Origin of the sequence: Filimonas zeae (genome assembly GCF_014641615.1) — a bacterium.
Lineage (GTDB): Bacteria > Bacteroidota > Bacteroidia > Chitinophagales > Chitinophagaceae > Filimonas > Filimonas zeae.
Genome location: NZ_BMIB01000002.1, coordinates 209,511 through 229,593 on the forward strand (window position 1 = coordinate 209,511; position 20,083 = coordinate 229,593).

The 20,083-nt window shown below is 47.9% G+C and carries 16 protein-coding genes; 5 read left to right on the forward strand and 11 right to left on the reverse strand.

Annotated features, from left to right (window positions below; translation table 11 throughout):
• Positions 1–28: 28 nt before the first annotated feature.
• The 3 genes from IEY13_RS07715 (at position 29) to IEY13_RS07725 (ending at position 10,059) form a co-directional block, all read left to right on the forward strand.
• Entirely contained in the window at positions 29–4,405 is a 4,377-nt protein-coding gene (locus IEY13_RS07715) for a two-component regulator propeller domain-containing protein (RefSeq protein WP_188951412.1), read from the forward strand.
• Positions 4,406–4,629: 224 nt separating this feature from the next.
• The gene (locus tag IEY13_RS07720; protein WP_188951413.1) at positions 4,630–7,941 is read left to right on the forward strand and encodes a SusC/RagA family TonB-linked outer membrane protein; all 3,312 of its coding nucleotides are present in this window, start codon (positions 4,630–4,632) and stop codon (positions 7,939–7,941) included.
• 21 nt (positions 7,942–7,962) lie between these two features.
• A complete protein-coding gene (locus tag IEY13_RS07725) occupies positions 7,963–10,059 on the forward strand; it encodes a RagB/SusD family nutrient uptake outer membrane protein (RefSeq protein WP_188951414.1) in 2,097 nt (698 codons plus the stop codon).
• A gap of 163 nt (positions 10,060–10,222) precedes the next feature.
• Here IEY13_RS07725 and IEY13_RS07730 read toward each other — a convergent pair whose 3' ends face one another.
• From IEY13_RS07730 to IEY13_RS07770, 9 genes are all read right to left on the reverse strand, one after another.
• Positions 10,223–11,134: a helix-turn-helix domain-containing protein gene (locus IEY13_RS07730; protein ID WP_188951415.1), complete on the reverse strand. Its 912-nt coding sequence runs from the start codon at positions 11,132–11,134 to the stop codon at positions 10,223–10,225.
• A gap of 36 nt (positions 11,135–11,170) precedes the next feature.
• Entirely contained in the window at positions 11,171–11,974 is an 804-nt protein-coding gene (locus tag IEY13_RS07735) for an SDR family oxidoreductase (RefSeq protein WP_188951416.1), read from the reverse strand.
• Between the two features lie 66 nt (positions 11,975–12,040).
• A complete protein-coding gene (locus IEY13_RS07740; protein WP_229687780.1) occupies positions 12,041–12,685 on the reverse strand; it encodes a class I SAM-dependent methyltransferase in 645 nt (214 codons plus the stop codon).
• A gap of 87 nt (positions 12,686–12,772) precedes the next feature.
• Positions 12,773–13,291 carry a hypothetical protein gene (locus IEY13_RS07745; protein ID WP_188951418.1) on the reverse strand — a complete coding sequence of 173 codons (519 nt, stop codon included), beginning with the start codon at positions 13,289–13,291 and terminating at the stop codon, positions 12,773–12,775.
• Between the two features lie 60 nt (positions 13,292–13,351).
• Positions 13,352–14,146 carry an AraC family transcriptional regulator gene (locus IEY13_RS07750; RefSeq protein WP_188951419.1) on the reverse strand — a complete coding sequence of 265 codons (795 nt, stop codon included), beginning with the start codon at positions 14,144–14,146 and terminating at the stop codon, positions 13,352–13,354.
• Between the two features lie 13 nt (positions 14,147–14,159).
• On the reverse strand, positions 14,160–14,468 hold the full coding sequence (locus IEY13_RS07755) for an EamA family transporter (protein ID WP_188951420.1): 309 nt from the start codon (positions 14,466–14,468) through the stop codon (positions 14,160–14,162).
• A gap of 211 nt (positions 14,469–14,679) precedes the next feature.
• On the reverse strand, positions 14,680–15,696 hold the full coding sequence (locus IEY13_RS07760; protein WP_188951421.1) for a VOC family protein: 1,017 nt from the start codon (positions 15,694–15,696) through the stop codon (positions 14,680–14,682).
• 35 nt (positions 15,697–15,731) lie between these two features.
• Entirely contained in the window at positions 15,732–16,589 is an 858-nt protein-coding gene (locus IEY13_RS07765) for an SDR family oxidoreductase (RefSeq protein ID WP_188951422.1), read from the reverse strand.
• A 137-nt stretch (positions 16,590–16,726) separates the two neighbouring features.
• Positions 16,727–17,305 (reverse strand): Crp/Fnr family transcriptional regulator, encoded by a 579-nt coding sequence (locus tag IEY13_RS07770; protein WP_188951423.1) that lies wholly within the window; start codon positions 17,303–17,305, stop codon positions 16,727–16,729.
• Between the two features lie 122 nt (positions 17,306–17,427).
• Here IEY13_RS07770 and IEY13_RS07775 point away from each other — a divergent pair, with 122 nt between their 5' ends.
• Positions 17,428–17,826 (forward strand): response regulator, encoded by a 399-nt coding sequence (locus tag IEY13_RS07775; RefSeq protein WP_188951424.1) that lies wholly within the window; start codon positions 17,428–17,430, stop codon positions 17,824–17,826.
• A 77-nt stretch (positions 17,827–17,903) separates the two neighbouring features.
• On the opposite strand, the gene IEY13_RS07780 is transcribed toward IEY13_RS07775, so the two are convergent.
• A complete protein-coding gene (locus IEY13_RS07780) occupies positions 17,904–18,101 on the reverse strand; it encodes a DUF3606 domain-containing protein (protein ID WP_188951425.1) in 198 nt (65 codons plus the stop codon).
• A 201-nt stretch (positions 18,102–18,302) separates the two neighbouring features.
• On the opposite strand from IEY13_RS07780, the gene IEY13_RS07785 reads away from it, so the two are divergent.
• A complete protein-coding gene (locus IEY13_RS07785; protein WP_188951426.1) occupies positions 18,303–18,899 on the forward strand; it encodes a DUF4142 domain-containing protein in 597 nt (198 codons plus the stop codon).
• Between the two features lie 306 nt (positions 18,900–19,205).
• On the opposite strand, the gene IEY13_RS07790 is transcribed toward IEY13_RS07785, so the two are convergent.
• A complete protein-coding gene (locus IEY13_RS07790) occupies positions 19,206–20,045 on the reverse strand; it encodes an AraC family transcriptional regulator (protein WP_188951427.1) in 840 nt (279 codons plus the stop codon).
• Positions 20,046–20,083: the final 38 nt, after the last annotated feature.

Genomic DNA, 20,083 nt, shown 5'->3' on the forward strand with positions numbered 1-20,083 from the left:
TGCAAATAACGATTGTTTTACGCGCTGTATGAAGCACACTATCAAGCATTTAGTACAACTGACGGCTGCCGCCTGTTTGTTAGCGCTACCCTGCGCTGCACAACCCGGGTGTAAGCTGGAACATTATTCCACAGAAAATGGTTTGTCGCACGATGTGATAACCTATATGTTTAAAGACAAGGATGGCTTTATGTGGTTTGCCACCTGGAATGGCCTTAACCGCTTTGATGGCAAAAGCTTTGTTACCTTCAAATCTTCCCCCGGCGATGCCAATCTTATTCAGCACAACCGTATAGATCAGATAACGGAAGATCTGTATCAGCACCTTTGGCTAAAAGCGTACGATGGGCAGGTATACCGCTTTGATAAAAAGCAGGAACAATTCAGTCCCTTATCTGCCATAGCCCCTCACCTGCCTTATACCGGCACTTACAAAAGCATATTGTCTGCCACCGGCAAACAGCTATGGATAGCCACCACCGAAGCAGGGCTGCTACAATTGCACACAACCGGAGCAGACACTTCCGGCTACACCCTGTACCGGCAGGGAGGTGCAACAGGTTGTACTCTGCCTTCCAATAACATTACTTTTTTCACAGAAGATCAGCAACACAATATATGGGTAGGTACCAGCAAAGGTCTGGCCCGGCTAACACCCCGCAATGCCACACAGTATTACAGCCGGCATATAAACCTGCCCAAAGATGCAGACGCACTCACTTGCTACGGCGAAGCAAACAAGGCACTGTTCTTTGGCTCCGCCAGTGGCCATGTTATCTGTTACAGCAAAAACAGTAACACCATCAGCACGCTTTACCAATGCCATAGCCGTATTAATGCGTTACAGGTAAGCCATAACCAGCAACAGTTATATGTTACCACAGCCGATGGCGCGCTGTATATTACTACGCTGCAAAACAACCATACCACCTGCTACCGACAGCAGCAGCCCGCCCCTTTGCATAGCATTTATGAAGACCGCCACGGTAACCTGTGGATGAAGCCGGAGCAGGATGGCGTGGTAAGGTTTAACACCAGTAATAAACACTTTACTACCTACCGGCAGCACAACAATGCCGGTCGTAATTACAGCGGCGATCACTTTAAAGTATTTGAAGACAGGAATGGATTGTTATGGGTAAACCTGAAAGGCGGCGGCTTTGGTTATTACGATGCGTCCGCAGATAAAATTGCTTATTATTTTAACGATCCTTCTTCCGCAGGCCGCAAGCTATCCAATATCGTAAATTCACTGTACTACGATCCCGAGGGCCTGCTGTGGCTGCGCACCGATGAGCGTGGGCTGGAAAAAATCACGTTTCACCCGGATAATTTCCGGCAGCACTTACCCCATGCGCCAAGCTCCTGGCTATCTGACAATGAAGTGCGTGGCATGCTGGAAGATACCCATGAACGGTTATGGGTAAGCACCAAAAACGGCAACCTGTACATTTATAGCCCTGCCGGGCAACAGTTAACAGATTTGTTTACCAATATGCCTGCGGGTGGCCTGGGGCAGGTATATGCTATTATGCAGGACCACACAGGTGCCGTATGGCTGGGTACCAAAGCCCATGGCTTGTATAAAGCAACACCGGTAAACACTGCTGCCACCCATTATACACTGGCACATTACACCCATAGTGCTGCCGATGCAGCCAGCATAAGCAGTAACGAAATTTATACAATTGCCGAAGATGAGCAGGGCCGCATATGGATAGGCTCTTTTGAAAACGGCCTTAACCTGGCGGTACCGGGCAAAGATGGCAAACTAAGGTTTATTCACCATCAGCATTGCCTTGGGCAATACCCCACCAGCCGGTTTGGTAAAATACGGCACCTTACCAGCGATGGCAAAGGCCACCTGTGGGTGGCCACTACAGACGGACTGCTGGTAATAAACACTACCGATACTGCCCGGCTGGCTTATGCAGGCTACCGCAAAATACCCGGCGACTCCACCAGCCTGGGCAGCAACAACGTACAGCATATTTATAAAGACCGTAACGGCCACCTGTGGCTCGCCACCGCAGGTGGCGGGCTTAACAGGGCTATTGGCGGCACCCCTATGCAGCAGCTGCGGTTTGAAGTACTTACCACACGGCACGGGCTACCGAACGATTACCTGTTAAGCACCACCCAGGATGCGCAGGGCAACCTGTGGGTGGCCACGCAGGCAGGGCTTACCCGCTTTAACCCCGCGCAAAAAACCTTTCGCAGTTACAACTCGGGCGATGGGTTGCCACCTTATGCTTTTTCAGAAGCGGCTGTGGTTAGCCGCCGCAATGGCACACTGGCATTTGGTACCATTAAAGGGTATATTACCCTTAACCCGCAACAGCTTACCGAAACACCGGTACAGGCAGGCATGGCGCTTACCCGTTTACTGGTTAACGGTGCAGCGGTGCAACCCGGTGCAGCCGATGAGCTGTTGCCGCAGGCCCTTAACTACTGCACACAGCTAACCCTGCCGCACAACCGCAATAACCTTAGCATACATTATGTAGCGCTGGATTTTCGCTGGGGTAACGAACGAACCTATGCCTACCGCCTGCGTGGGTTTGAAAACAACTGGAACACGCAAATAGCAGAAGGCGCCGCCACTTATACCAACCTGCCCCCCGGCAGCTATGTGTTTGAGGTAAAGCTGCTGAACGCAGGCCTGTACAACCCCGCACCTTACCGCCAGCTACAGATAACCGTGCAGCCACCTTTGTGGAAAACCTGGTGGGCCTGGCTGCTGTATGCGTTGTTTACAACCGCCATAATACTGCTGCTGCGCCGCACCGCGTTAACCCTGCTGCGGCTGCGCCAGAACATTGCGCTGGAGCAAAAGCTATCTGCTATGAAACAGCAATTCTTCACCCACGTATCACACGAACTGCGCACGCCGCTCACCTTAATTCAGGGCCCGGCAGAAGCACTTGCACAGCAGGAAGCACTCTCTGCCAAAGGCAGGCAGCACCTGGATGTGATACGCAGAAATGCCACACGTATGAATCATTTTGTAAACCAGCTGCTGCAACTGCGCAAGCTGGAAAGCGGCAACACCCCGCTGCTGCTTAGCCGCGTACACCTGCCGGCACTGCTGCAACACACCAGTGCTTATTTTACAGAAAAGGCTGGCGCAAAAAACATACACCTGCACCTGCACACAGTGCCGGATAGTACCGAAGTATGGTTAGATGCTGATAAAATGGAAACCGTACTGTATAACCTGCTGGCCAACGCGCTGAAGTTTACCCCCGCTGGTAAACAGATTACCGTAAGCGCCCGGCAGCATGCAGATGGTACTACGGTGCTGGAAGTAGCAGACGAAGGTTGCGGTGTGCCCCAGGACAAACTGCCACAGATATTTAATCTGTTTTATGAAAGCAATACCGCTAACCAGAGCGATACCGCAGGCACGGGTATAGGCCTGGCCATTGCCCGTGAAATAACAGCGCTGCATAACGGTAGCATACAGGCCTGGAACAATACCAGCGGCGGGCTTACGGTGCAGTTACACCTGCCCCCTTTACAGCCACCTGCTGCCACTTCCGGCGCTGTGCCCGCCCACACTGTCCCCACGCCACACGCAGCACCGCCACCACCGGAAGCAGACAGTATGCCTGATGAAAACCTGCCTTTACTGCTGCTGGTGGAGGACAACCCCGAACTGCGCAGTTTTATTAAAAGCCAGCTAACACCCTTTTACCGGGTAGCCACTGCAGACAACGGTAAAACAGGCTGGGAAAAAACCTGTTTACTACTGCCCGATCTGGTGCTGAGCGATATTATGATGCCGGAGATGAATGGTATAGCCATGCTGGAGCAGATTAAAAACAACGTCTCAACCAGCCACATACCTGTGATACTGCTTACGGCCCGTAATGCAGTGGAAAGCCAGATTGAGGGTATGGAAAACGGAGCGGATTATTATATAGCCAAGCCCTTTCAGCCTGCGCTGCTGCTGGCCGCTATCCGCAATCAGTTGCGGCAGCGGAAAATATTACTGCAACAACTGCTTACCAACCAGCCGCCCTTTACCATAGCGCCCGATATGCCGCAGGTAACCTCGCAGGATCAGCAGTTTCTGCAAAAACTAAAGCAGATAGTGGAGGAGAAAATGAGTGAGGAAAACTTTGATATTGATACCGCCGCAGAAGCCATTGGCATGGGCCGTACCACTTTTTATAAAAAAATAAAAGCACTTACCGGCCTGGCACCGGTGGAGTTTGTAAGGGAAATGCGGCTGAAAAGGGCCCAGCAATATATGGATGCCGGTTATGGCAACATCAGCGAAGTGGCGTATGCCGTAGGCTTTAGCAATGCCAAATACTTCAGCACCTGCTTTAAAACCCGGTTTCAGCTTACCCCTTCGGAATACCTTAAACAACAAGCTGCCAGAACACAAACCAAATAAACCAAACCAGCCATGTTACACATCTTTTTTCCCATCAGGCCGCCCAACAGCCACCATTCATCAGAACAGAGAACACCAGTTTTTGAACCTAAAGCGCCAATTATTAACCATGAGACTAACTGACATCCGATAGATTTGACCAAACCAACGGGCCACACGTTCCGCTCTGATTGTTAACAACTGCTTTTCCTTATTCTTCATTGCCATTTTTTAATCATTGCTATATGCGCACATTTTATTTGCTACTATTTTTTTGCTGCACCTGCCTTACCGCCCGTGCACAAAACAAAACCGTGAAGGGAACTGTAAAAGATGAGGCGGGCACTGCCCTTTCGGGTGCCACCATTATTGCCCGCGGCACCCGCATTGCTACTACTACTGATTCGCTGGGTAGTTACCGTTTGCAGACACCTGATAAAACCACTATGCTTATTGTTAGCTATACCGGTATGGAAACACAGGAGGTAAGCATTACCGGCCCCGATGTAAACATTGTATTAAAGGGTAACAGCGCTGCCCTTAACGATGTGGTGGTAATTGGTTACGGTACCGCCCGCCGTAAAGACCTTACCGGCTCCGTAGCCTCCGTATCGGGCAAACAGATTGCCGCCGTACCGGTAGCCAATGCCGCACAGGCCCTGGTGGGCAAGGTGGCCGGTGTAAACGTTACCACGCAGGATGGCAGGCCCGATGCTGGTGTTTCCATCCGCATACGCGGCGGCGGTTCAATATCGCAGAGTAACGAACCTCTATATATTGTAGATGGTTTTCCGGTAAGTAATATTACTGATATACCACCTAACCAGATAGAAACCATCGACATTTTGAAAGATGCCTCTTCCACCGCTATTTATGGTGCCAGAGGGGCCAACGGCGTAGTTATCATTACCACTAAAAATGGTAAAAGCGGTAAGCTTACCGTTAGCTACGATAACTTTTTGCAGTGGAACACCGCCCCCAAATACCTGGAAACCATGAATGCCTATGACTATATTTCCTACAACTGGCAATACGCAAAAAGTATCAGCAACAGTTATGCAGATGCCTGGGAAAGGCTATGGGGCATTGGTGCCTTTGCCTCGCAGTACAATAACGCAGCGGGCATTGAGCATTACCGCAACGTAGGCGCCAGAAACTTCTCCAAAGAAGCCTATGGCAATTCCTTCTCGCACAGCCACAACATCAGCGTAAGCAACGGCAACAGCAAAACCAAATATATTCTCAGTGCCAGTTATAACGATAACCAGGGCATGAAAATCAATTCCTGGTTTAAACGTATGAACGCGGCCTTTAAACTGGATCAGAAACTGAGCGATAAGCTTACCCTGGGCTTCGATACCCGCTATACCTATATACAGAAAATGGGCAACGAAGGCACCACCAATGGTAAGGGTTCTATCCTGTCTTCCTCCTACCAGTTCAGACCCATTGCCACTGCCGATGTACTGGGCGAGCTGGACGACCGCAAAAACACCCAGTTGGGTTTGTACGATCAGGTATTGCAGGACAGGTATAACCCCGTAGAACTGATGCGCGATTACGAGCCCCTGGGCAAAGAAAGATCGCTGCGCTCTAACATGTCGTTAACCTGGAACATCATGAAAGGCTTAACTGCCCGGTCAGAACTGGGTTACAACCTGTACTTTAACAAGGGTAAAATATGGTCAGGCGCGGTGTATAACAACTATCTGGATGCAAATGGCAAAAAAACCTTCTCCGGCAATGCCACCATCAACACGGCCGAAGGCTGGGCGCTGCGTTGGGTAAATACCATCAGTTACCAGGTAACCGGCCTGGGCAAGGCGCATAGCCTGAATGCCGTAGTTGGACAGGAAGTGAACAATTCCAACTCAGAAGGCACCAGCATGTTCGGCAACCGCTATCCGGTTTCCTTTTCTTCAGACAGGGCTTTTGCTATGATGGATCAGTATCAGCAAAGCAGCACTGTGGTTAACTATGGTTACAGTTCCGATGCAGGTACGCCTAATCGCCTCACCTCGTGGTTTGGACGCGTCAACTACTCCCTGCTGGATAAATACCTGTTCTCCGCCACCCTTCGTGCCGATGGCTCTTCCCGCTTTTCTCCCGCTAACCGCTGGGCCTGCTTCCCGGCCATGTCGCTGGGCTGGCGTATTAGTGAAGAAAGTTTTCTGAAAGATGTTACCGCCATTAACATGCTGAAACTGCGCGTGTCTTACGGTAGCGTGGGAAACGATGGTATCAGCGCCAACCTCTGGAAAACACAATGGACCTCCAACGGCCTTACCCAGTATTCCATCAATGAAGTACGGCAAAGTGCATACTCCCCCGCTAATACCATTGCCAACCCCAACCTCAAATGGGAAAGCGCCATTACGCGTAATATCGCCATAGAATTCTCCGTATTGGATAAGCGCCTCAACGGTACTTTTGAAGTGTACAGAAACACCAACAAAGACCTGCTGATGATTACCAACATTTCCCCCATCAGCGGCTTTTCGCAAACCTACCAGAATATAGGCGCCACCAGTAACAAGGGCATTGAACTTACCCTGAATGGCGACATTGTACGCGGCAGAGATTTTAACGTCAGCGCAGGTTTTAATATCAACGTTAACAGAGGTAAAATAGATGCACTGGCACCCGGTATTACCGGCCTGTATAAATCGCAGTGGGGTTCAACTGTTACACAGCCTAACACCGGCGATTATATATTACAGGTGGGCAAGCCGGTAGGCCAGGTACGTGGTTATACCTATGATGGCTGGTACACGCCGGCAGACTTTACCTATGCCAATGGCGTGTACACGCTGAACAAAAGCAAAGACAACCCGGATATAGGTTCCGGCATTATTGGTACCGTATTCGGCACTACTGCCAACAAACCCGGCGGCCAGGTAGCACACCCCGGCGTAATTAAGTTTAAAGACCTTACCGGCGATGGTGTGGTAGATGAAAAAGATGTAAGCATTATTGGTGATATGACGCCGAAGCACACCGGCGGTTTTAACCTGAACGCCTCCTTCCGTAATATTGACTTTGCGGCCAACTTTAACTGGAGTTATGGCAACCAGATTTATAACGCCAATTACCTGGCTGCTTTCTCCGGCAGCAAAGAAGATGGGCTGTATAAAAACCGTTTAAACTACCTCTCAACCTCGTACAGGTTGTATGATATTCAGAACAATCAGCTGGTAAAAATAACCGACCCTGCTGCGCTGAATGCGCTCAACGCCAATGCCACCACCTTCCTGCCTTATCAGGAAAACCCGGTGGTATCTTCCCTGGGTATACAGAATGGCTCTTTCCTGCGTTTGAATACCGTAACACTGGGTTACAGCCTGCCCGCAGGCATTACCCGGCGTATACACATCAGCAGGCTTCGCGTATATGGTTCCATATTTAACGCACTTACCATTACCGGTTACAAAGGGCTTGATCCGGAAGTAAATACTAACATCAGCCAGGGTAATGCATCGTACCCCACCGTAGGGCTTGATTGGGGTGCTTACCCACGCGCCAGATCTTTTACCCTGGGTGTAAACGTTGAATTTTAATTACTGCAAACGATTTCTGATATGAAAAAGATAATTCCAATACTTTGTATAGCGGCCATACTGATACCGGGCGTTTCCTGTAAAAAAAGCTTTCTGGATGTGCAGTCGCCTTCCTCGGTAGATCAGGATTTTGTATTCTCTTCTCCCAGCGAAACTTTTAAAGTAATGATAGGCTGTTACGATTTGTGGCGCACCAGCAACGGAGGTTTGTTTTACGATATTGATGCCGTTGGTTCCGATGCAGAATGCCACCCTGAAACGTACGATGCCCAGCTGCGGCACGTACCGGAGGGACTGTATGCCACGGAAATTTCTATTGACTATGCCAGTTCCCTCAATGCCTGGGCTAACTTTTACAAAATAGCCAACCGCGCCAACCTTATTATGGATGCTATACGTGCCAAGCCCGATTACCAGGCTGCCGTAACAGCAGGCACCGTAAACGAATGGACGCATTTGTATGGCGAAGCTGCTGTATTCCGTGCCTTCTCTTACCACAACCTGCTGCGCTATTTTGGCGATGTACCTTATTTCCAAACTACTATTACCACTGCTGAACAAACAGACAGTGCCCGCCTTACCTCACGCGATGTGGTGTATGATGGAGAAATTGAAAACCTGCTGAAAGCAGCCACCGGTATGTATCGCCTGGGCGAAGGAGGCATTAATGCAGAACGTTTCTCCCGCACATTTGCCTATGGCCTTATAGGCAAAATGGCGCTGTATGCAGGTGGCTATGGTTTACGCCGTACCGATATGGATTATGGCGCCGTAACCTTTAGCCAGATTGGTACGGAAAAATGGAATGCGAAATATGTGCGTCGTACCGATTATAAAAAGTATTATGAAATAGCCAAAACCAACCTGAAGGCTTGCCTGGATAACGCAGGTTCTGCGTATCTGATTACTACCGACAGCCGCGGTGCGGGGTTCAACAACCCATTCCAGTACAACTTTCAGTATAATATGAACCTGGTGGTAAGCCCTGAATCGTTGTACGAAATAGGTGAAACCCAGGCACAGTTTTCTGAGCGGCCTTATGCTTTTGGCCGCCCTTCTAACGGCGGTGGCGCCAACTCCTACCCCAACAAAGCCTATGGCCAAAGCCGTATGCACCCGGCGTTTTATTATGGTGATTACGACCCTAAAGATTTGCGGCGCGATGCTACGGTTACGGTTACCGCCAACTCCGGCAGTGCCTCTGAGGTAATTGTAGACTTTACCCCCGGATCCCGCGATAAAGGCGGACTGCCCAGCAACAAATGGGATGAAAGCCGTATGCCCAGCCCTTACACCGTTGCGCAACGCCAGGCAGGTGTTAACTGGCCGCAGCTGCGTATGGCAGATGTGATACTGATGCTGGCAGAAGCGTATGCAGAACTGGGTGAAGAAGGGCTTGCCAAGGCAGAGTTAACTAAGGTAAGAGGACGCGCTTTTGCTGCCGCCGACCAAACAGATAAGGTAACCAATTACATTGCCCCCCTGGCAGGCGATGCTTTGAAAGAAGCCATACTACAGGAAAGAAAACTGGAGTTTGCAGGAGAAGGCTACCGCCGGGAAGACCTGATACGCACCGGCAAACTGCCGCAAAAAATAAAAGCTATACGCGATGCACAAATTGCCATGGTAGCCGGTTTAAAAGCCAAAGGCTATTACACCTTCCCTAATGGCAATACCATTTCTAATTATATCTACACCAAAGCAGTAAATGTAGATTCGCTTGGCATGACCAAAATGCTTACCACACAAAACACCGTAGCAGAGGGCGACCCCAGCTATCCGGTTCGCTTTCCCGGCTGGCGCGGTAATTCCGATGCGTGGATAGCACTGGGCTATACCACCAAAACCGGTAACCGCAATCTGGCCATACAGGGCTTGTTCCGGTATATTGACCCTGCCGGAACAGAAGCAGCCGCACTGGTAGCAGCCGGTTATAAAAAAACAGCGTGGGGTGCCAATATTGTAGCTAACGAAGCACAATACACAACCAATATATTTAAAGGCTATCCGGATAGCTATCTCAGCTCCGGCGTGCCCCCCAGATACCTGTTGCCTTTAACATCAGAAACGGTAGCCAAATCCAACGGGCTTATTAAAAACGGTTATGGATTTCAATAACCGGTAAACAGTTTTATACAACAAGCAAACGGAGGCTGTGTCTACAGGCTCCACTTTTAACACAGCTGTTGTAACAGAAAAGCCTTGCGGTACGCACCCGCAAGGCTTTTGTTTTGTATTGCCAACCTGGTTTAGAACGAATCAGTTTAATACATGTAAACGGCTAGTTAAAAGACTGCCGGTATTCCAGCGGCGATATATTCATTTTCTTTTTAAACATCTTATTAAACGACTGCGGATATTCAAACCCCAGCTGGTAAGCAATTTCAGCTACCGACAAGCTGGTTACCGATAAATATTCCTTTGCCTTTTCTATTACCTTTTCCTGAATATGCAGCTGCGCACTGCGCCCGGTAAGCGAACGCAGCATATCACTTAAATAATGCGGCGAAAGGTTCAGTTTTCCTGCCACCATCTCTACCGTAGGCAGCCCCTGCTTTAAAGATTCGTCCTGTTCAAAATACGTATTCAGTAACTGCTCCATTTTCGTAAGCACATCATGGTTCACAGCTTTGCGGGTAATAAACTGCCTTTCGTAAAACCGGATGCTGTAATTAAACAGCAAATCCAGCTGCGCCAGTACAATATCCTGCGTGTGCCGGTCAATATGCGCACACTCCTCCTGAATTTTGCGAAACACCTCTGCTATATAGGCTTCTTCTTTTTCGGAAAGATGCAATGCTTCATTTACCGCATAGGAAAAAAAGCCGAAGTTTTTAATAGCTGCCGCCAGCGGATGGCCATATAAAAAATCAGGATGTATCAGCAGCGCATAACCCCGTGCCGGGCCGGGGTTCAGCATATCCGGGTGCGGCTCATCCAGCAATTGTATTTGTTTGGGTGCAATAAAAGTCATTACCCCCTTATCATAATCGTAATACTGCTGCCCGTATTTCACCTTGCCCACAACGCCCTTTTTAAGCGATACGCAGTAGAAATCCAGCGAAAACTGCTGCCACAACTCCGCTGCCGTAAACTGCATCTGCGCCACCTCTACCACACTAATCAGCGGATGCAACGGATCTGGCAGCGACACCAGGCGTTGAAATTCGGTTATGGAATGTATTGTTTTCATGTTCCTATCTGGTTACAATGTACAACTACCGGGTTATTATCCCATAATCTGCTGCTCAATCTCCTTCCGGAATGCCTCGTTACCTATCTCCAGGCGCCTGGCGTACATAGCTTTGGCATCCTCCCCTGCTACATACCGTATCTGATCCTTGCCATCGGTTGCCGCTTCATACACCACTGCTGCAATCTGTTCGGGGGCAGATGCTGCCTGCATCATACTATCCACCACTGCAAACAGCTTGTTCTCCATTTCCTGGTAGCCGGGGTGCGAACTTTTGTCCAGCGATCTGCCCAGAAAATCAGTAGCAATGCCACCAGGCGCCACCGTTTTAATACGAATATTATGCAGCCCCAGTTCAAAAGCCATGCCCTCGCTCCAGCCCTCTACCCCAAACTTGGCTGCATGATAAATGGAGTGTAGCGGAAAGGTTAAAAAACCGCCCATAGAAGTAGTGCTGATAAACACGCCCTGCTTTCTTTCTCTGAAATGCGGAATAAACGCCTGCGTAACGCGTATTACCCCCAGCAGGTTGGTATCAATCTGTTTTACCACCTGCTCATCGCTCAGCGCTTCCAGTGCGCCCATAAGTCCGTAACCGGCATTGTTAAACACCACATCCACAGCACCCTGCGCAAGGGCTTGTGCAACAGCGGTTGTAATCTGTTGGGGGTTGGTAACATCCAGTTGAATCAGTGTAACGTTTTGCAGCTGTGCCAGCTCTGTTTCTTTTTCAGGGCTGCGCATAGCGGCAATAACTTTCCAGCCTTTAGCCTGAAATAAGCGGGCAGTGGCTTTACCTAAGCCGGAAGAAGCACCTGTAATAAAAATGGTCTTTTGCATATCTGTTGTTTTATGTACCATGCAAATATCCATCGGGCGCAGGGGCTGTATGTGTCCAAACCGGGGTTAGTTGTTTCCGGATTGGATGGTTGTTTGTTTCCTGCAAACAATATAATAAAAGGGGTAGTTTTCTGTAATATCTCTTATTTCCAGTAATCCGGCACCACCAAACTCCGCCTCCACAGCCGCTTTATCGTAAAAATACATTTTTACGCCGCCAAACATTTCATAGCGTTCCTCGCCTATTCGGGTACCCGTGCCATAGGTAGGCGCTTCTTTGGTAATTACTGTAAAAACCATCCAGCCGTTTTCAGATAGCTGATGGTAGCAGTCGTTGATCAGCTTTGCCCGCTCATTGCTATCCAGCAAATGAATCAGCGCGTAGCAGAAAATACCATCATACAACTGATTATCAAAAGGCATATCTGTTACAGAACCGTGGTAAACAGTCATACCTGTTCCGTAATGCCTGCGGGCCATCTCTATAGCGGTGGCGGCAATTTCAATACCGGTAACCTGCATGCCATGCGCGGTAAAAATGCTGGCATTTCTGCCATACCCTATTCCCGGAATAAGTACGTTTTTAACCCCTTGGGCGGCAAACAACTCAGCAGCTGACACAGCAGCGTGCGCCGGTTCAAAACCCCACATTTCCTGCTTTTGCGTAAACGCTGCTTCCCAAAACTCTGGTTTGTTATTATCTCCGTTCAAATCAACCTGTTTTGCTGCAAAGTTACCGTACGGCAATAGTATTACACTGTTATGCATGCTTCCCTTCCGGGAAGTAGCTGGTAAGGCTTATTTCTTCTGCAGCCGCATTTCAAAATAATGTACCCAGGTTTGGCCACCATCTTTAGATATCTCGCCTTTTTCCAGCCAATCGCCGTTATCAAGCGTAATAGTATATTTTATTTTACCTGCTACCGGGCTGTTAATCATCCATACAAACTTATTGTCTTCTACTTCCGGCACCACATCCAGCATATTACCTACACGGGTGGTGGCAGAGGTCCAGCGGTACTGCTTTTTCATAGCATCGTAGCTCAGCAGGGCCAGTGCATGGTGTATTACTTTACCGGTTTCCGGTACCGTGCCGGTACCTTCTACTATTATTACTGCATTGTCCAGTTTACCGGTTACCTTTTCTGTCTGGTTAAAGTATTCCTTTTTACCATCCATCAGCATCCAGCCCTTCCCATCCCAGTTGCCAATTAAAAACTGTACTTTACTCATTTTTTCCTGTCGTACGGCTACAGGGTCCTGGGCCTGCAACAGGGAACATACCAAAAGGGATACAAAAGCGGTGATTATTCTCATACAAGTTGTTTTACTGCAATTTAGCCGCCGGGTGTTGCTAAGTAGTGTACAAAAACGACATTATAGCAACTGGTGATCAATCAGATTAATATGTTCCAGAAACTGCTTCAGCTGGTAAGCCCCAATGTTGCGGAACGATTTGTAAAAGTGTGCGGTATCTGTAAAACCACGTTCGGCCGTCATATCCGCACGGGAGCGGCCTTGTACATACAGGTTAATAATAGCCTGGCGCAGGCGTCTTATCTGGCAAAAACGTTTAATACTAATGCCCGTGCTTTCTGTAAACAAACGCTGTAATTGCCGCTCACTTATAAAACACAAGCGGCTCAGTTGCTCCAGTGTAATATCGCCACTCTGTTGTATAATAGCATCCACCGCCCTGGCAATACGTTCATCGGGCCTGGCAACCAGCGGCAGGCAGTGCTGTAGCAGCAGTGCATCCAGTATTTCCGGGCTGTTAAAATCCAGGGTAAGGGTGCTTAAAAATTCACTTTGCCAGGCAGGCATATCCGTAACCGGAATACCGCTGTTTTGCAAGATATAAGGCCGGGCGGTATGTAAACAGCCCGAATAACCTGGTTTTAAACGAATACCCAGGTTAATAGATTCCGGCATTACCTGCACCTGCTGCACGCGGGTAGAGGGCCCTACAAAATGAATGGCCTGAAAAGAGATAGCTGGTATTTTTATAAATACCAGCGAACAACTGCCCTCCGGTGGAAATACGTGTTTAACCGGTTCAAACGGCGCTTGCGGCCGTGCGGGCATAATAAACTTCCAGTAACATTCTACCCATTCCCGTAAAGGTGCTGCGGGCTTATATTCCTTAAAAAGCATGGTGTATACAATATACATCAGAAAGTTTACACTATATAGTACCCTCCCCGGCTGTTTGCCTTTGCTTTCGCTCACTGGCGCTGAGCAAAAATACCGTGGAAATAATGCAGAGGCTGCCAATCCAGTCCAATACCATAAAAGAGGTACCCAGCCATACTACTGCCAACACCGCCGCAGACAGCGGTTCTGCCGAAGCCAGCAGGCTGGATTTTTGCCCGCCGATGAGTTTAACGGCCGACATATAGGCGTAAAAAGCGATTAAGGTTCCGAATGCAACAATAAGTGCCCGATACCCCCCAGAGTGTGGCGGCAGAAATGGCCAGCACCATACCCCTAACAAGTTTTACATCCATACCTTTAAAAAGCCTGATTATTGCGGGTGCAAAATTGCGCTATTTATTTACGCGATAAACAGATATTTACCTAACTAACGTTCAACTGGTATACCAAAGAAGCTGCGCAGCAACTGCCATAAAAAATAAAGCTGTCCCGTTATTTTTTACAAACGCAGGAGACAGCTTTCTTCTGATTCACAGGAAACGGCATAACCACTACTTCACTTCATCCACAAACACGTACAGTTTGCTTATTTTTCCATTTTCCACTACAAACAAATCCATCCCTGTAACTACAGCTGGTTTTTCAGCAGAACCGAATTGCCAGAACAGGCGGGCGATGTTGGAATGTGTGTCAATGGGTTTTGCATGGCTGAACTGAAATCCCGGGTTTTTATCATGTAACCCTTTAATAAAAGTGCTGATCTGTTCCGGGCCCACCGCGGTAAAATGCCGGTCTACCATTTCTATATCACTGGCATAGGTCTCAGCCAGCAGGGTATTTCTTTTTACAGTATCCTGCGCATTCCAGATGGCAATGTGTTGTTCCACCAGTTTTGTAATATCAGTTGCTGACATAGCGGTTTCTTTTTTATGGTTGTTTATTTTTCCGGTAACGCTTTTGGGCGACCAGAGTAAGGTTACAGGATTTTTCTTTTCATACTCCTTTCCTTCAGGATAAGAAACCAGTTCCAGCTTAGCACCCCAGGGCGTAAGAAAGTATACCCAGCTCTCCCCTTTTGTATCACCCACGGGTGTGAGAAAAGGCTCACCCAGTACCGTTACGTTTCTGGTTTTCAGATAAGCAACGGCTGACTTTATATCGTACGTATAAAAAGCAATGTGCGTAGCACCCGCATCATCTCCACCAGGTTGTTGCGCATTGCCCTTATTGCCGGCATACTCAAACAACTCAATGTTAGCGCCTGTTCCTGCCCGCACCATTTTAATGGTAACCGGGCCGGTGCCCTGCTGCATGTGATTTATTCTTTTCCAGGTACTATCCAGCGGTATAGGGCCAATTTGTGTAACAGGTGTAAAGCCCAGTACATCGCTAAAAAACTGTACAGCCTGCTTCATATCCGGTACGTTTACACCTATATGATCGATGCCTGCAATGGAGGCGCGGGATTGCGCGTGTACTACCGGAGCCACCAGCAGGGTTACACTGAATAATAAAGCGTTGATAGTACCACGCAGGTTTGCTGCGGATATATTTGATTGTGTATTCATAACTATAAAATATGGAGTGAGAAAACAGCAGCAAATTAATTGCTGTAGGCAGCCAGCCATTTGGCTTTAATAGCAGCACGGGCTTCTATAAATTCCTTGTCTGTGCCTTGTGCAATGGCATCCAGTGGATAGCGCAGCGGGCGGCTGCCGGCCTTCATTTCTACCAGGTTGAGAATACCATCGGCAATGGTTTGCGGGTTCATTTCAAACTGCGCCATTTTACCAAACAGGGCAGCACCCAGGGCGTTGAATTTAGCCGTGGCGGCTTCTCCATATTCCGCTACCAAATCAGCTTTATCGGCATGTATTCCCGCTTTGGCACCGGTGTTCATTTCGGTGGGGTATACACCGGGTTGAATGCTTACGTTTTCTATACCAAAATCAGCCAGCTCATCCTGTAAGCCTTCTGTAATACTTTCCACTACAAATTTTGAGGCCAGATAAGGCACCATAAAAGGCAGGGTATGGCCACTGGCACCGGAGGTAATGTTAATAATAAGGCCCTTTTTTTCTTTACGCATAGATGGTAATACTGCCTGAATGGTGCGCAGCACGCCGTACACATTCACTTCAAACATGCGGCGTATCTGATCCAGCGAGTAGCCTTCCAGCACCCCAAAACCACTTACCGCGGCGTTATTTACCAACACATCAATTTTGCCGTATTTAGCAAGTACAGTACGGAAAGCATTTTCTACCGATGCATCGCTGGTAATATCTATATCCGCTACTTCAATATTGGGTATGGCATTCAGTTCCGCAGCAGCTGCAGCATTTGTGTTGGCGGTATTACGCATGCCGGCAATAACGGAGTGGCCCGCGTTAGCCAGGGTAATAGCGGTTAACTTTCCAAATCCGGTGCTGGTTCCTGTAATAAAAATAGTTTTTGACATAACTGTTATTTTATCGTTTGTATTGTTTGTTTAACAGCACAAAGATGAAACAGCAGCCATGGCGGGCCCTTGAGGTATAATAAGAAAGAACTTGATGCAGATCAAGTGCAACTGCACGGCTTTTACGTAAGCACCCGCTACTTTTTAGCCGTTTGTTTGCGTATACGGCTAAGCGTTTCGGGCGTAATGCCCAGGTAAGAAGCGATCATATTCTGCGGTATACGGTTGGCAAACACACGGTACTTATCTATAAACTGCAGATACTTTTCTTCTGCCGTAAAACTTAAAGCAGCCTGTATACGGTTTTGCTGGGCAATAAAACTGCGCTGCAATATCTGGTTTACCATGTTATTCAATGCGGGTATAGCACCGCATAACATTTCAAAATTAGCATGGGTAAACAGCACCAGCTCACTATCTTCAATAGCATCAATATTAAAGCGGGAAGGCTTGCCGGATAGCAGACTTTCGCGGTCACCCGTCCACCAGTTTTCAATAGCAAAGCCTATAATATGCTCTATTCCTTTTTCATCAATAGAATACGTACGCACACAACCCTGCGTAATAAAGGCATCGTATTTCCACACATCCCCTTCCTGTAACAGGTACTGTCGCTTGCGTAGCTTTTTAACCACCGCGCAGGCGCGTATTTTTTCCTTTTCTGCCGGCGTTAATACTATTTTATCATCCAGATACTGCTGAAACACATCATACATACTGTAAATGTACCAACAGTTTTACATACGTATTAAAAGCTACTTAAAACAGGCTTAAGCTTGCCTGAAACCGTTAGCTGTGTGCGTAAATACCCTGACATTGCACTAAACAACCCCCTTTCATGAACACACATACCCCGGCGGATAACCGCAAAACCATACTGGTGGCAGATGACGATCCTGTTTTCTGTACTATCATCAGCAGAATACTGGGCGCACATTTCCAGGTAACTACTGTTTCAGGCAGTTATACCGCTATTGAGGCATTGCGACAGAATACCATGCCCGACCTGTTGGTAATGGAAACCCGTATGCCCGATATGGACGGCATGGAAACCATAAAAATGATACGCGAAAACCTGAACTGCCACATACCCGCTATTGCCCTTACGGCAGACTGCTTTGCACAGGAAGAACAGCTGCTTACCGCCGGGTTTCAGAATGTGATGATTAAACCCGTATCTTCTCAGTTGTTAAAAGACCTCTGCTTTAGCATGACGGAAACACCTGTTCCTGCCTGATAATCATTCAGCTAACCGCCAGTTTTAAAAGCAACGGCAACACAACAATCCGGCTACCTGTATGCTGAGGCGCAGGCTTACGTGTTTCCGCGGTTTTCATTCCTGAGATATTCTTCAATTTTTGTACGGAAAGGCCCCGCTTTTTCAATAGCTGCTCTTACCTGCTCATGGCTGCATTCCGGAAACTGCCGGTGCAGAAACTCTACTTCATTAGGGTCGCTGGCATCTACCCGTATGCCATCCTGTGTACCCCGGTTGGTTTTATCGTCTGACATGATCTATAGTTTTAAAAAACCGCAAAACAATTATACCGCGGCACGCAAAACTACCGCAGACAAAAGCACGTTCCAGGACGGCAAATGGGGATTTTCGCGAACACAGCCTGCCAGAAACCGGGGAACCGGATACAGTAACGCATCATAAAACAACCTGGCCTGGCATTTGAAATTGTGAGCATACTAACCAAAAAGTAAAATATGAAAACAGTAAACGGATTATTATTAGCAGCAGGCCTGGGTATATTTTGCGCCTGCGGTAACGGTACCGGCAACGAAGACAGTGTAGACAGTGCGAAAAACGCCAACGACAGCATTATTAAAAGTCAGGACTCCAGCGGAGCCGTTTCTACCGCTACCCCAGCCGATAAAACCTCTACCGATTTTGCCGTGGAAGCAGCCAATGGCGGTATGATGGAAGTAGCCATGGGTAAGCTGGCACAAACCAATGCCGCCAGCCAGCGTATTAAAGATTATGGTGCTATGCTGGTAAAAGACCATGGCGAAGCAAATGCAAAACTGAAAGAACTGGCAAAACGTAAAGACATTGTATTGCCAGACAGCCTGGGCAGTGATGCACAAAAGCATGTAGCAGACCTGGGTAAAAAGAAAGGTAAAGAGTTTGACAAAGCCTATATGGACATGATGGTGAGCGACCACAACAAAGACATCGACAAGTTTAAAAAAGCTTCTACCGATGCACAGGATGCAGACCTGAAAAACTTTGCTGCTACTACACTACCTACTTTACAGAAACATCTGGATTCCGCTAAAGTAATCACCGGCAAAAAAGACTAGTACATTTTATTGCATACAGCACCGGGGCATTCCCTAAAAGCCCCGCTAAAATAAAAGGCCGGAAGTATTATCCTGTTACAGATATTGCTTCTGGCTTTTTTATGCCCCGCCTGCTATACGCGGGCCGGGTTGCATTATAAATTCAGCTTCAAACCACCGTTCACTACAAAACCATCCAGCGGTGCATAAATATCGCGGAACGTTGGGATTATTAGTTTCCATATGGTTTTATTTTTTACAGCGTTACATTAACCCAGCAAAAAGCAATAAATACCAGTCTGAACAAAATGAACAGCGCATCCAACATTATACATTTCTGAAGGCAGATGTATTAGCGCCGGCATAGGTTTTAAAAAACCTGCTGAAATGCGCCGGGCTTTCAAAACCCAGTTCCCACGCAATTTCCCGTGCAGACTTATCTGTATAGTGCAGATACCGTTTGGCTTCCAGCACCAGCCTGTTACGTATTAACACCGAGGGTGCCGGCTGTTTTAACAGGGAGAATACGTTGCTGAGTGTTTTGGGCGATTTATGAAGTGCGGCCGCGTAAAACTTTACCTCATGCTCCTTTTTAAAATTCATCTCCAGTAACAGCGAAAACTTTCTTATCAGATCCATCCGGTCATCGCTGCACTGCCGGTAACCTTCACTCTGCTCCTTTGCTTTGCGGGTAACCTGTATCATTATCCTTTTTAAAAGCGAACGCAGCATTTCCCCCTGAAAATTATCATTCCGCAACAGTTCACTACCAATCACTTTTTCCAGGTGCTGCATTTCGTCTGCCTCTTCCGTATCCAGCTGTATAAACATCGGATGGTTAATACCGTAAAAAATAAAACCTGCGCACCCCACTTCCACATCGTGATCTACAATGCAATAAAACTCACGGTTAAACTGCAGAGCCATCAGGTTTTCCGGATGGCTGAATACAAAATGCTGATTGTATACCAGGGGCAGTATACACCGCGCTGGCATGGTATAAGCAATTTCATCAATCACCACCTGCTGCGCGCTGCCTTTGTTGTACACAAAGGTATTTACAGGAAAAGGGGCTGGTGCCCCCAGCCCTTTACCCGTAAAAGACTTGTTATTGATATGCATTACAAATCTGGCTGTTGTAGCCTTATCATTGTATTCCCTTATCATTCCCTGTGTAATAACATTTGAATGTACAAAATAAACAT

What these genes read in the sequence shown, in the direction of transcription:
- IEY13_RS07715 (WP_188951412.1), top strand. Translation starts at nt 29, where the DNA reads ATGAAGCACACTATCAAGCATTTAGTACAACTGACGGCTGCCGCCTGT.
- IEY13_RS07720 (WP_188951413.1), top strand. Translation starts at nt 4,630, where the DNA reads ATGCGCACATTTTATTTGCTACTATTTTTTTGCTGCACCTGCCTTACC.
- IEY13_RS07725 (WP_188951414.1), top strand. Translation starts at nt 7,963, where the DNA reads ATGAAAAAGATAATTCCAATACTTTGTATAGCGGCCATACTGATACCG.
- IEY13_RS07730 (WP_188951415.1), bottom strand. Translation starts at nt 11,134, where the DNA reads ATGAAAACAATACATTCCATAACCGAATTTCAACGCCTGGTGTCGCTG.
- IEY13_RS07735 (WP_188951416.1), bottom strand. Translation starts at nt 11,974, where the DNA reads ATGCAAAAGACCATTTTTATTACAGGTGCTTCTTCCGGCTTAGGTAAA.
- IEY13_RS07745 (WP_188951418.1), bottom strand. Translation starts at nt 13,291, where the DNA reads ATGAGAATAATCACCGCTTTTGTATCCCTTTTGGTATGTTCCCTGTTG.
- IEY13_RS07750 (WP_188951419.1), bottom strand. Translation starts at nt 14,146, where the DNA reads ATGTATATTGTATACACCATGCTTTTTAAGGAATATAAGCCCGCAGCA.
- IEY13_RS07760 (WP_188951421.1), bottom strand. Translation starts at nt 15,696, where the DNA reads ATGAATACACAATCAAATATATCCGCAGCAAACCTGCGTGGTACTATC.
- IEY13_RS07765 (WP_188951422.1), bottom strand. Translation starts at nt 16,589, where the DNA reads ATGTCAAAAACTATTTTTATTACAGGAACCAGCACCGGATTTGGAAAG.
- IEY13_RS07770 (WP_188951423.1), bottom strand. Translation starts at nt 17,305, where the DNA reads ATGTATGATGTGTTTCAGCAGTATCTGGATGATAAAATAGTATTAACG.
- IEY13_RS07775 (WP_188951424.1), top strand. Translation starts at nt 17,428, where the DNA reads ATGAACACACATACCCCGGCGGATAACCGCAAAACCATACTGGTGGCA.
- IEY13_RS07780 (WP_188951425.1), bottom strand. Translation starts at nt 18,101, where the DNA reads ATGTCAGACGATAAAACCAACCGGGGTACACAGGATGGCATACGGGTA.
- IEY13_RS07785 (WP_188951426.1), top strand. Translation starts at nt 18,303, where the DNA reads ATGAAAACAGTAAACGGATTATTATTAGCAGCAGGCCTGGGTATATTT.
- IEY13_RS07790 (WP_188951427.1), bottom strand. Translation starts at nt 20,045, where the DNA reads ATGATAAGGGAATACAATGATAAGGCTACAACAGCCAGATTTGTAATG.